This window comes from Marinobacter sp. RI1, from assembly GCF_041155085.1.
Lineage (GTDB): Bacteria > Pseudomonadota > Gammaproteobacteria > Pseudomonadales > Oleiphilaceae > Marinobacter > Marinobacter nauticus.
Genome location: NZ_AP031605.1, coordinates 812834 through 825146, shown reverse-complemented (window position 1 = coordinate 825146; position 12313 = coordinate 812834). Strand labels below are relative to the sequence as shown.

The 12313-nt window shown below is 60.2% G+C and carries 10 protein-coding genes; 4 read left to right on the top strand and 6 right to left on the bottom strand.

All coding sequences use genetic code 11. The features are described from left to right. Positions 1–12 precede the first annotated feature (12 nt). From ACAM27_RS03655 to ACAM27_RS03635, 5 genes are all read right to left on the bottom strand, one after another. Positions 13–414 (bottom strand): MAPEG family protein, encoded by a 402-nt coding sequence (locus tag ACAM27_RS03655; protein WP_011787087.1) that lies wholly within the window; start codon positions 412–414, stop codon positions 13–15. 1 nt (position 415) lies between these two features. Beyond that, complete coding sequence (locus tag ACAM27_RS03650; RefSeq protein ID WP_011787088.1) at positions 416–658, bottom strand: GlsB/YeaQ/YmgE family stress response membrane protein; 243 nt, start codon at positions 656–658, stop codon at positions 416–418. Between the two features lie 71 nt (positions 659–729). Then, positions 730–1449 carry a 1-acyl-sn-glycerol-3-phosphate acyltransferase gene (locus ACAM27_RS03645; RefSeq protein WP_022993254.1) on the bottom strand — a complete coding sequence of 240 codons (720 nt, stop codon included), beginning with the start codon at positions 1447–1449 and terminating at the stop codon, positions 730–732. A gap of 49 nt (positions 1450–1498) precedes the next feature. Beyond that, complete coding sequence (locus ACAM27_RS03640; protein WP_023012123.1) at positions 1499–2086, bottom strand: class GN sortase; 588 nt, start codon at positions 2084–2086, stop codon at positions 1499–1501. Next, the gene (locus ACAM27_RS03635; RefSeq protein ID WP_369612576.1) at positions 2083–4221 is read right to left on the bottom strand and encodes a marine proteobacterial sortase target protein; all 2139 of its coding nucleotides are present in this window, start codon (positions 4219–4221) and stop codon (positions 2083–2085) included. Before ACAM27_RS03635 ends, ACAM27_RS03640 begins: the two co-directional genes overlap by 4 nt. 189 nt (positions 4222–4410) lie before the next feature. Between ACAM27_RS03635 and pdsR the strand changes: the two genes are divergently transcribed. From pdsR to ACAM27_RS03620, 3 genes are read left to right on the top strand one after another with little or no spacing between them, the layout of a single operon-like run. Further along, a complete protein-coding gene (pdsR, locus tag ACAM27_RS03630) occupies positions 4411–5112 on the top strand; it encodes a proteobacterial dedicated sortase system response regulator (protein ID WP_369612575.1) in 702 nt (233 codons plus the stop codon). Positions 5113–5115: 3 nt separating this feature from the next. Next, positions 5116–7155 carry a proteobacterial dedicated sortase system histidine kinase gene (gene pdsS, locus ACAM27_RS03625; protein ID WP_369612574.1) on the top strand — a complete coding sequence of 680 codons (2040 nt, stop codon included), beginning with the start codon at positions 5116–5118 and terminating at the stop codon, positions 7153–7155. Beyond that, positions 7152–8459: a DUF3422 family protein gene (locus ACAM27_RS03620; protein WP_369612573.1), complete on the top strand. Its 1308-nt coding sequence runs from the start codon at positions 7152–7154 to the stop codon at positions 8457–8459. The genes pdsS and ACAM27_RS03620 overlap by 4 nt, the downstream gene beginning before the upstream one ends. Positions 8460–8463: 4 nt before the next feature. On the opposite strand, the gene ACAM27_RS03615 is transcribed toward ACAM27_RS03620, so the two are convergent. Further along, the gene (locus ACAM27_RS03615; RefSeq protein WP_011787095.1) at positions 8464–9243 is read right to left on the bottom strand and encodes an ATP-binding protein; all 780 of its coding nucleotides are present in this window, start codon (positions 9241–9243) and stop codon (positions 8464–8466) included. A gap of 118 nt (positions 9244–9361) precedes the next feature. On the opposite strand from ACAM27_RS03615, the gene ACAM27_RS03610 reads away from it, so the two are divergent. Then, positions 9362–12301, top strand: coding sequence for a transporter substrate-binding domain-containing protein (locus ACAM27_RS03610; protein ID WP_236078939.1), 2940 nt, complete (start codon positions 9362–9364; stop codon positions 12299–12301). Positions 12302–12313 lie beyond the last annotated feature (12 nt).

The following is a 12313-nucleotide window of genomic DNA, read 5'->3' as shown; positions in this document are numbered from 1 at the left end:
CTGGACACTGTTTCAGCCATATACCTGCCAGACGTTCCAGAACAGCAACAGTGCCGCAACCAGAATCGCCAGCCAGGTTAGCAGGATACCAATCATGCGTGCCCAATGAGGCCCGCCCTTGCCGTTGATCATTCCCCAGGCATGGAGAATGCGGCCGACCACCAACGCCATCCCGGTCCAGTAGATCAGCGAACCGGAAACGCCATTGAGCTCGGCAATGGCGAGCATGATCAAACCCAGCGGTGCGTATTCCACAAGATTGGCGTGGGCCCGCACGGCAGCTTCGAACTCCGGATCCTCATTGACGCCCAGACCCTTGCGGTATTTCAGCCGGTACTTGACCACCTGAGCCGACAGCACCAGCAACAGCAGGCCAGTGACAGCCGCAAAAACAGCAGTGACAGGTACGATCATGTCAGCCCTTCTTGATCTTGTTGACGATGGCCAGCAGCAGCACGGCCCCGACTGTTGCGGTAACCAGGCGACCAATGGCACCGTGGGCCGACAACTGCAACAGGCCAAACAGGAAGCCGCCAATAAACGAGCCGACAATCCCGATACCAATGTTGGCCAACACGCCAAAGCCCTTGCCCTTCATGATCAGTCCGGCCAGCCAGCCGGCCAGACCACCAATGATCAGAAACCAGATCAGGTTCATTATGTCACTCCCCAGATGTCCAGAATCAGCGTCAGTTTCGTCCGAAAGACTGCCCTGTTTTCACTGGCTGTTCAAGCAGTTCCGTGGGTAAGTGCGAGGTCAGCAATGGCCTCTTCCATCTGTTGGCGACAACGGTGCATCAATTCGGGAATGTCCTCGCTGGTCATGCCCTGTGTTTCGACTGGCGGGAGAATCCGCAAAGGCACAGGCTCCCGTCGTCCGGTCCAGCCTCTGGATTTGCCATGGTATTCGCCCGCACACACCATGGTGATGGGTGCGCCAGCGGCAACGGCCATGTGAAATGCCCCTTTCTTGAAGCTACCCAGGCCACGGCCACGGCTGCGGGTTCCCTCCGGAAACACCCAGATGCTCTTGCGTTCCCGGTTAATGGCGTCGCTGGTGGCCTGCATGGTGGCCACAGCTTTCGCCGCACGGCCGCGATTCAGGATGATGTTGCCTCCCAGCCAGAATACCTGCCCGAAGAATGGCACCCAAACCAGTGAAGATTTACCAACCGCCACCCCACGCGGCGGTAGCAAATCACCCATTACAAACAGATCATCGTTCTGCTGATGATTGGCGATAATCACGGTCGGCCGATCCTTGGGCATGTTTTCAGCGCCGTAGAGGGGGCGCTTCATTCCCAGAATACATCGGCCGACTCTTGCCACGACCCAGCCCAGGATACGGTTGTTGTCAGGATTGAAAGGCCGTAAGAGGTAGAGCAACATCATAACCAGGCATACGACAGGAACACTGAGCCAGGCCAGGATTTTTCGAACTTGTGACATTCTGTTTGATCCGATCCACTGCATTTTGGCGCACAAGTGTACGCCAACATCACAGAGCGGCGACAGTATCAATTTGTTCCATACCGTAAGCCGGCTTTGCCTCCACCACATAACGCAACGTGCCGGAAGCGTCCAGGCTGTCAAACGGGTAACAGGTGATCAATACCAGGGTATCCCGGGCCAGAGACCGTGTATCCAGGGACTCCCGGGAACTGTCCACCACCCGGGTGGCAGTCACCTGATAACGTCGCCACTGCCGGTCCATGCCCTGCAGCCTGACCGCATCGCCCGGTTCCAGATGCTGCAGATGGCGAAAGTGAGTGTCACGGTGGCCCGCGAGCACCACCGGCGCACCGGGGCCTTCACTACCGGGCACCCGCCCCGGACCAAACGCAAGGCTTTCACCATGAACGCCCTCCAGCACGATCATGGACACGCCTTGTTCCGGTATATCCAGCTTCGCCACTGGCCAGGTATCGGCCCAGGGCCAGGGCCTCGCCTCGCTCTGTCGGGCCTGGCTCTCGGCCCAGGCCAACTCCAGCATTTCCTGGGCCACCAGTGCCTTGAACGGAATCCACAAACCAAAGACCAGCAGGGTGGCGGAACAACCCACCAACAATAGCAACGCACGGCTCATAGCGACTGCCTCCGGCTGAGCATGACAATGGCCAGCGAGAACATCAGCCCCACCAGCCCCAGGGCGGTCAGCAACGGACCGAAGGTGGCAGTTTGCGGGTAACGCAGCATTCCGGGCTGGCTGCCGGCCGGCAGCAAGGTGGGCACGGCCTCCTGATTGAGGGATTCCCCCTCTGGTCGGGATACACGCTCCTCAATGGCGACGAAGCTGGTGAACGGCGACATCACACCGTGGCTCAGTGATAACTCGACGATGGCCGCTTCATCGGGCTCAGTGCCCGCCAGGCGCGCGCTGTCCATCACTGCATCGATGCGCCCCCGGGCCCACTGTCGGTCCAGGCCCTTGCCCGGCGCAGCACTGGCAAGATCCAGGCTGGTGCGCCACGACCGGCCACCGGGTAAACGGCCAGAGACCGTGAGCTCCCCTTCAGCCGGTGCGCCACGAACCACCTGCACCAGAGGCTGACCATGAAACAGATCCCCCGGTTTGGCCGGGACCGGTTGTGCAACAGTACCGGGCCATTGCACCTCGACATCCGTCATCACCGGCGCTTCCATGGCGGCAAACAGCTTACCCAGGGCTTTATCCACTTCCGCTGCGCTGTGTACCGCGGTGTACTGGCCCCGGCCCCAGCGCGCGGCTTCCCGGAGAAAATGCATATTTGGTGCAGAACCGATGGCGACGGTAAACAGCCGGCGGTTTCCAAGCCCGGTGCGGATCTGATCGAACAGTGCCGATTCATTGCCGACGGCCCCGTCCGTCATGAACACCATCTGCTGCACATGGCCGGACGGCTCCGAGCTGTTCATTCCCATCGCCAGTGACAGCGCACCGGCCATTTCCGTGCCGCCATCGGCGTCCAGATCCTGCACATAACGACGCGCCCGTGCCAGATAGTGGCCATTGGCGGGCACCGGTTGCGGATAAAGGGCATGGGCCTGGCTGTTGAACTGGATAACATTGAACCGGTCACCGGGGCGCAGAGTATCGAGCCCGCGCAACAAAGCCGAACGAGCCTGCCGGATAGACTCCCCGGCCATGGAGCCAGAGGTATCAATAACAAACAGCAGCTCTCGGCGAAGAACCTGGCCGGTGGTCGCCGGCGGCATGACCATGGCCATCAGAAAATCCTCGCCTCGCCATTGCTGATGGAACAACGCCGCCGTCGGCGCCTGGCTGCCGGCGGGCCGCCAGCGCACGATCACATCCCGGTCCATCAATACCGGCCCCTGTTCCGGCGCCACTTTTGCGCGGCTACCCTGCAGCTCTACCTGCAAGGGATGGCTGGGGCTGGTCACCTCATCTACTGGTAACCCGGCTTCGATCTCCAGGGCAATGGTCGCGCGGTGACTGCCGGCGTTTACATCGTCAGGAAGCACCGTAAACGGACTGATTTCATCGGCGTCGGCAACTTGCGTGGTGGGTAATGACCAGCCGGATTGCCATGCACTGGCGGGCGCAGAAACAGGTGCGCCAGGCATGTATCGGGGTGTAAGCGTGGTAGGCAAACGCAACTCGAATTCGCCATGACGATAGTTTACCGGCTGCTGATATTGCACTTCCACGGTCACTTCCTCGCCCGGTGCGATGTTGGCAATCCGGCTGGTGAACAGGTTAGGCCGGTTCTGCTCCACGGTCGCCGCTTTCTGGCCAGCCTGCTTTGCCTTTTCATAGTTCTGGCGAGCCTGGGCCCGAGGTTGTAGCTGGCCCACAATCCGCCGCTCGCCAACGGTCATGGTGAGGCCATAGACACTGGCCTGCTCCGGTAACGGAAATACAAACAGGCCTTCCTGCCAGACATCGCTGGTGTTGCGAAAGGTACGGGTCAGGTGCGTCTGCGCCAGCAACCCGGTCACCTGCACGTCAAACCGGCTGTCCAGTACCAGGGCCGGTTCCTGCCATGCACTTTTGCGATCAACCAGATACAGCTGCCCGGGCTGCTCGGATTCCATGGCGCGGGCCTCGGCATACAACGGATGCACAAACAACATCAACACCATGGCCAGCCAGAGGCTGATGCCCTCGGCGCAGCGGATCATCTTTCGTCTGGCCCGGGTCGACAGCGACGGCTTTAAGGACGGTTGGTGACATTCGGGCCGAACGACCGGGTTGGCAAGCAGCGATAGCAGCATCATTGGATTTTCCTTGTCTTGATGGTAATGCCACTATTTCAGCTCGGCCACGGGGCAACCCGATGGCAGAATCCGGCAGGCTGACGATGAAAAATGATGAATTATGGCAATGGCTTCGACATCGCTTGTATGCCATGGTCAGCGTGATTTAATGGCACTGCGATTTCGTCAACAAGGCAGATTGAACCGACCATGAAGAAGCACATCGTCCTGATTGAGGATGAAGCCGGCATTCGCGACAACTATCGCTCGGCCTTCGAACGCCGGGGCTACCGGGTATCCACCTACGGCGACCGGCCGGCGGCCTGGCAGGTGCTGCGCCAGAGCCTGCCCGATCTGGCCATTATCGATGTCGGGCTGGGCGAGGAAGCCGAGGGGGGCTTTACCCTGTGCCAGGATCTGCGCAGCCTGTCTGCCACCTTGCCGATTATCTTCCTGACCGCACGCGACAGCGACATCGACTCCGTGCATGGCCTGAGGCTGGGTGCCGACGATTACGTCACTAAAGACATGAGCCTGGAGCATCTGTTGGCGCGCATCACCGCCCTGCTGCGACGCGCGGAAGCCTGGGCCGAAGCGCTGCAGAAACCCGATGACATCCTCACGCGGGGCAAGCTGACCCTGAATGTGGACCGGATGACGGTGGTCTGGCAGGGCCAGCCTGTGGACCTGACCGTGACCGAATTCTGGATGCTGCATGCCCTGGTTCAGCACCCGGGCCATGTGCGCAGCCGCGAACAACTGATGGAAGCTGCCAGCACCGTGCTCGATGACAATACCGTGACCTCCCACATCAAGCGCATCCGCCGCAAATTCAGCCAGCTCGATGACCAGTTCGACGGCATCCAGACCGCCTATGGCATGGGCTACCGCTGGAATGCCCGTGAGGTCTGAACCTTGAGCCTGAAACGGCAGTTGCTGCTGGCCAGTTTGCTGATGCTGCTGATTCCCTGGGCAGGGCTGCGCTTCGTGCTGGAACTGGACAATGCCCTGCGCCAACAGGCCTTGCAGCAGCTTCAGGCCCAGGGCACCCGCCTGGCAGACGTGGCCGGCGACCGGCTGCTGGACACCCCGATCACCGCGGACCAGACCGCCATCTACGCAGGCAGCACCGACCAAGCCATCACCATCGATGGCTATGGCCATGAGTGGCCCGGATTCGACGAGGGCGATCAGCCTGCCCCCTGGCAAACCGACGCCACAGCAGCATCCCCAATACGCTGGCAGGCCAGTCACGATGATCAGTTCCTGTATTTGCTGATCCAGCGGCTGGATCAGGGCCTGGCGCTCTATAATCCCGCCCGCCCGGACCAGGCCCATGAACGCTTTGAATTATGGCTCCAGGCACCGGCGCGAGAACTGGGCGCCCACAACCAGGGCCAACGCTGGTTTATCCGGGCCGTGGCCCCCGGTGACGTGCCGGTGTATCGGGCTGAGCCAGCACAAGCCAGAGATCACCGGCTACAGGCCAGTTGGCAGGACAAAGGCGCAAGCTGGGAACTTGAACTTAAACTCCCCTTGCCATCACCAGGCAGCCGGCTTGGCTTTCAGGCCACCAGGGAAGGTCAGCCAAACAACAACACGGGCACAACACTGGCGCCACCACCGCTGCTGGTGCAACAGGACAACCGTCTGGAGCACCTGCTGAAGAGTCAGATCAGCCCCGGACAGCAGGCCACAGTACTGGAACCGGGGTCCTGGATACTGGCCCACAGTCGGGTCGCTGCGCCAGCCCCAGCCTCGGTGTTTGATGACTTGTCCCCCGGGCAGATTCTGGAACAGATCAGCCTCAACGCACTGAGTGGGCTGATTCGCCTGTATCAGCCGGAACCGATGCACTTGCCGAAGGAAAACAATCGGCTGGAGATGACGCGGTTGCCCGACAACGGTCTGGTTCGGCACGACGATGGCTCGGTCTGGCTGGCCACGCGGCATGAGTTGTTCGGCGGCCGAATCCTGTTACTGGAGCAGTCCCTGGATCAGTTACTGACCCTGTCCGGTTCAACCCTGGGGAGCGTTCTGGCCCGGAGCCTGTTGATCATTCTGGCATTGATGCTGGTGCTTCTGGGTTATGCCAGCTGGCTCTCCTGGCGCATTACGCGGCTGCAGGCACTGGTTGAGGCCAGTGTCGATGACGATGGTCGCATTCTGGCCGCCATTCCCTCACCCCGAAGCCGGGACGAACTCGGGCAACTGCAGCAGCACTTTTCCCAGATGGTAGCCCGCCTGCAAAACTACAATCAGTATCTGGAGAGCTTTTCCAGACGCCTCTCCCACGAGCTGAAAACCCCGGTCGCGGTGGTGCGTTCTTCCCTTGAGAACCTGGCCCAGGGAGTCGCCGAGAACGAACGGCAGCAATACCTGGAGCGTGCAGCTACCGCCACCGAGCGCCTGCGACGTATCCTGCACAGCATGAGCGAAGCCGCCCGGCTGGAGCAGAGCTTTGAGGACACAGAAAAAGAGCCGTTCGATCTGGCCCGGGTGCTGGCCGAAGCCACCTCCGCGTACCAGCAGTTGGATACCGGGCATCGAATCGTTTATTCAGGCCCTACTTCTGATTGTGTGATGAACGGCTCGCCGGAAATGCTGGTGCAGATGCTCGACAAGCTGGTCGACAACGCCCGGGACTTCACACCGGAAGGCGGCGGCATTGATGTTTGCCTGCACACTCGCGATGGCCATTACCTGATCGAGGTGTTCAACGAAGGCTCCCGACTGCCCGACCATGACGGCGTCGATATTTTCGGTGCTTTCGTCTCGCAACGCAGCGGCGCTCACGACGGGCACCTTGGCCAGGGTTTGCTGATCGTGCGACTGATTGCCGACTACCATGGTGGCCGGGTAGAGGCCAGAAACCAGCACCAGAGTGGCATTGACGGGGTCTGTTTCCGGGTTATCATCCCCGCTACCGAGGCCAAAGCAAGGACATCACCGTGAGTGCCGACACCAACAGCCTGGATTTTCACCCGCTCCGGGCGGATCTGTATCAGGAACTGCATTCCCGACCGTTCCAGATCATTCCGCCCCATGCCCGGGTCACCCAGATTGCGGTGATCACCACACCGGAACAGCGAACCCGGCAGTTTGAACATCTCCAGAAACTGCACCGGCTGCTGGGCGAACCCTGGCCGGAGCAAGAGGTAAGCTGCTACGAACAGAGCTTCGGCAAGCTTCGCATCCGGCGTGAAGTGCACATGGAGTTTACCTCCTACACCTTCATCAATCTGGCCGATTCAGACGCGGATCCGTTTGCCGAAACCGGCCTGAGCCTGTTGCCCGACGGCTGGCTGTCGCAACTGGAGGGTACCGTGGTGGGCGCCTTTCACGTTGAGGTGCGCTCCTCTTCGGAGGACGCCCGCAGCGAGCTGGCCTTCATGCGTAAGCATTTTGAAGGCATGCGCCTGGTGGGCAGCAGCCCGCAGGAAGGCGCAGCTCGGGTACTGGGCTCATTCCAGTTGCACAGCGACAATTTCGGGCGGTTCATGGTACTGAACCACCATATGTCCAACAGCCAGCTCGGTCGTCTGATCCAGCGCCTGATGGAGATCGAGACCTATCGCCTGATGTCCCTTCTGGCCTTACCTGTGGCCCGGGAGATAACCCCTTCCCTGAACGACATGGACCAGCAGCTCGCCCGTATCACCCAGTCCCTGGCGGACAACGAGAGCCTGGATGAACAGCAGATTCTGGCCGAGCTGACCAACATAGCAGCCCGAATCGAAGCCTACCGTGCCCATACCACCTTCCGGTTCTCCGCAACCCGGGCCTATCACCGGCTGGTGCTGACCCGGTTGGAGGAACTGCGGGAAGATGAAGTCTCCGGCCACCTGACCATCACCGAATTCATGACCCGGCGACTGACTCCGGCGGTAAAAACCTGTGAAGCCGTCAACGAGCGCCTGGAAGATCTGTCACGCCGGGTCGACCGGGCCTCGGAAATGATGCGCACCCGGGTGGAACTGGCCATCCAGAGCCAGAACCAGCAACTGCTCAGCTCCATGGACCGGCGTTCCCGCATTCAGCTGATGATGCAGCATACCGTGGAAGGCTTTTCCGTGGTGGCCATTTCCTACTACCTGATTGGCCTTCTGAAACTGGGGCTGGACGCCCTGACGGGCACCGGCCTGACCATCAACGAACCGCTGGTGACAGGCCTGGCCATACCGGTGGTGATGGTGCTGGTGTTTATTGGCATCCGCACCATCCATCATCGCTTCATCCGTATGGCCCGCCGGCAGTAGCGGTTCAGCAGAACCGGGGGTCGCCGGCGAACTGGCGGTAGAACTGCTGGGCGGTGCGGCCATTGCGCACGCCCTTACCGGTGGCAAAGCGCACCGCCTCCAGGTGCAGAGCTTCACGGTCTTGCACCTGGGGAAACAGCAGATCCACCGCCTGCAGATAGACATCCTGCGAGAACGGGTAAAACGACAACTGAAGACCGAACCGATCCGCCAGCGACACCTGCTCCTCAATGGCTTCGGCCGGATGCAGTTCGCCATCCCGGACTTCGCTTTTCAGGTTGTCGCTCATGAATTCCGGCATCAGGTGGCGCCGATTCGAGGTGGCATAGACCCGCACATTCTCCGGCGGCAGCTCCAGCGAGCCTTCCAGCACACTTTTCAGTGCCTTGTACCCGGATTCCCCCACATCGAACGACAGGTCATCGCAATAGATCACAAACCGGAACGGCAGCTCGCAGATGTCGTCGACGATTTCCGGCAGGTTGACCAGGTCGTCCTTGTCCACCTCGATCATGCGCAGGCCCTGATCGCAGTAGCGGTTCAGCAAGGCCTTGATCAGCGAAGATTTGCCCGTCCCCCGCGATCCCCAGAGCAGGACGTTATTGGAGGGTTCACCCGCCAGAAATCGTTCGGTATTCCGTGCCAGCGCCTGCTTCTGGTGGTCAATGCCGGTCAGCGCCGGCCACTGCACCGGGTCCAGCCGGCGAATGGCCCGCAAGCCTGAACGGTGCCTCCGCCAGACGGCGGCGGGTGTGTGCTGCCAATCAAACGCCTGTTCTGCCATGGGCTGCGGTTCCTCGCTGAAGTTTTCACAAAGACTGTATGAATTCTGGCCAGTTATGACTGTCAGAGGTTACGATTTGCAACTACACTGTCGCGGTAAGCAACATGGAAGGTTCATTTTGACATTCCCCACGTTTTCAACGCTACAGCGCCCGGTCACAGTCGTATCCCGGCTGCCTTTCCTGGCCCTGATGCTGTTGCTGGTTGTTGCCGGACTCGCCCGGGCAGAGGCTCCTGCTGACAAGCCACCGGTGATTACCATCGGCGTGGTCGCCGATAACGAGCCATACACTTTTTTCGAAGGGCGCACTCCGACCGGTTTTTCCATCGACGTCCTGCGGGAAGTCGCACGTAACGCCAACCTGACCTTTGATTTCCGGGCCGGCAGCTGGCCAGACATTTACGCGGCATTCCTCCGGGGCGATCTGGACGCCATTGATGGTATTTCCTGGCGCCCGGAGCGGGCTGAAAAGATCCTGTTTACCGAACCCTACCATTTTCGCGAAGTCTACCTGATGCGGGACAGCGCCCGTTACCTGCCCCCAATCCAGAATCTGACGGACCTGGAAGGCCTTAGGATCGGCGTGGTGGAGAATATTTACTACCTGGATCGGCTGCAGGACGAAGACCTTACCATACAGACCTACGATACCTTGCCCAGCCTGGTGCGGGCTCTGGCCTTTGGCTGGGTGGATGTGGCCGTTGGCCCACGCCTGACCATGGAGTATCTGGCCAACCGGGCCGGCTTCCGCTTTCTGGAAATGGCCGGGCCAGCGCCCCTCGACCAGCTATCGCGGGAGGATTTCCGCCTTGGTGTCAGAATGGGCGACCAGGCCTTGCTGGACCGTTTACAGGCGGGCCTCGACGCCATTCCGGCCAGTCGCCTGAGTAATCTGCGCGAGCGCTGGCAGGAATTCGGTGGCGTTTCCACAGAACGATCCGCCAGGCTGCCCTTAAGTTCCGAACAACTGCAGTTCCTGGCCACCCTCGGGCCGGTTCGAGTGGGTTTCATGGACGATTATGCTCCGTTCAGCTTTACCGATGGCGGCCGAACCCTGGGACTGAGCGTGGACGTTATGGATCGTCTGGCCGACCTTACCGGCCTGCAGATCATTCCGGTACGCGGCCAGTGGGACGAGCTGATTCCAATGCTGCAGAACGGCGATATCGATATCATGGCAAACATGTCCTATCGCCCGGAACGGGAAGCCTTTGCCCGTTTCACCGAGCCCTATCACACTATCCCCAATGTCATATTTACCCGCAGTGACAGCCTGAACTACACCCGGCTGGAAGACCTGAGAAACTACCGCCTGGCCATCGGTGCCGGCATCTATTACGAAGAGGCCGTCAAAGAGATTCTGGGCACAAAAAATCTGCTCACCTTCAGCACCCAGGAGCCTATGTTCCACGCCTTGGCGAAGGGCGACGTGGATGTAGTGATCAATGCCCTGCATTCGGGCAATTACTGGATACATGAACTTGGCATCAGCGGCGTGCGTATTGCCGGCGAACTGGTACTTCCCGGTTTTACCGGAGAGGATCTGCGCTTCGGCATCCGACCGACCCTGTCGCCCCTGGCGGATATCCTGAACCAGGCTCTGGCGTCGATCTCACCCACCGAGCAGAGAACCATCGAAACCCGCTGGCTCGGCGCCACGGCCCGCCGGGCTGACCAGTCAGGTGGCCGAATTGAGTGGAATGAAACGGAAGCCGACTGGCTGCAACAGCATAATCGCAGAGTCCGTATTTGTGTCGATCCAGACTGGAGCCCGCTGGAAGCCGTCGAGAATGGCCAGCATGTTGGACTCTCAGCCCAGGTACTGGAGCTGTTCCGGGAACGGGGTGACCTCAATTTCGAGCTGGTGCCAACCGACAGCTGGCGGGAATCCATTGACGCCGCCCGCGACCGCCGCTGTGACATGTTCCCTATGGCTATGGAAACCCCGGAACGCACCAGCTACATGAACTTCACCACACCCTACCTTGAAGTGCCTAATGTCATCATGGGGCGTATTGAGGCACCGTTTATCGAACGGCTGAGTGACATGGGCGACAGGCCCGTTGGCGTGGTCGACGGCTACGCGTTTGCCGAGCTCCTCAAGCAACGTTACCCCTCGCTGCAGCTCGTTCCGGTTGGCTCCGAGCAAGAAGGGTTACGGCAGCTGCAAAACAGCAAACTGGCCGGCTACATCACCACGCTGGCGACCGCCAGTTATTACATGCAGTCACTCGGCCTGGCCGACCTGAAAGTGATCGGCCGGGTTCCTGCCGACTGGTCTCTGGCCATTGCTACTCGAAATGACGAGCCTATACTGCACAACATCATGCAGCGGCTGGTTTCCAGCCTCACTCGAGAGGAGAGGGAAAACCTGGAGAGTACCTGGCGTAATCTCCGGATTGAGGAACGGGTTGATTACACCCGTTTCTGGCAGATTCTGATTGCCGGCCTTGTGATAACGGCTCTGCTGGTGTACTGGAATCGCAAGCTCGGCCGGCTGAACCGGGAGCTGGCCGACGCCAACGAAGCATTGTCACGACTGAGCGTAACCGACAACCTCACCCAACTGGGTAATCGCAGCTATTTCGACCGCGAGTTCCCGCACAGCTTCCAGTGGTGCCAGCGCCACAAAACCGGATTCGCGGTGGCCATGGTGGATGCCGACCACTTCAAAAAAATCAACGACACCTGGGGCCATGAAGCCGGAGACCAGTGCCTTCAGGCTCTGGCCGATGTCATGCGGGAGCACTTCCGCCGGGAAACCGACCGGTTGTCGCGTTTTGGCGGTGAGGAATTCATAATTTTCACCAGTTACGAAGACGCATCCGATATCATGGAGCGACTGGAACGTTTCCGGGCAGCGGTTGCCAACCGGCAGTGCGATACCTGTCAGGGCAGCGCGATCGAGCTGACGGTCAGTATTGGCCTCGCCTATGGCGTGCCCAAGCCGACCGGCTCTCCGGCAGAGTATCTGAGGCTGGCCGACCAGGCGCTCTACGCCGCCAAGGGCAATGGTCGAAACCGCCTGGAAGCAAGACAGACCGGACGCAAGACATAAGGAACAGGAGCA

What these genes read in the sequence shown, in the direction of transcription:
- ACAM27_RS03655 (WP_011787087.1), bottom strand. Translation starts at nt 414, where the DNA reads ATGATCGTACCTGTCACTGCTGTTTTTGCGGCTGTCACTGGCCTGCTG.
- ACAM27_RS03650 (WP_011787088.1), bottom strand. Translation starts at nt 658, where the DNA reads ATGAACCTGATCTGGTTTCTGATCATTGGTGGTCTGGCCGGCTGGCTG.
- ACAM27_RS03645 (WP_022993254.1), bottom strand. Translation starts at nt 1,449, where the DNA reads ATGTCACAAGTTCGAAAAATCCTGGCCTGGCTCAGTGTTCCTGTCGTA.
- ACAM27_RS03640 (WP_023012123.1), bottom strand. Translation starts at nt 2,086, where the DNA reads ATGAGCCGTGCGTTGCTATTGTTGGTGGGTTGTTCCGCCACCCTGCTG.
- ACAM27_RS03635 (WP_369612576.1), bottom strand. Translation starts at nt 4,221, where the DNA reads ATGATGCTGCTATCGCTGCTTGCCAACCCGGTCGTTCGGCCCGAATGT.
- pdsR (WP_369612575.1), top strand. Translation starts at nt 4,411, where the DNA reads ATGAAGAAGCACATCGTCCTGATTGAGGATGAAGCCGGCATTCGCGAC.
- ACAM27_RS03615 (WP_011787095.1), bottom strand. Translation starts at nt 9,243, where the DNA reads ATGGCAGAACAGGCGTTTGATTGGCAGCACACACCCGCCGCCGTCTGG.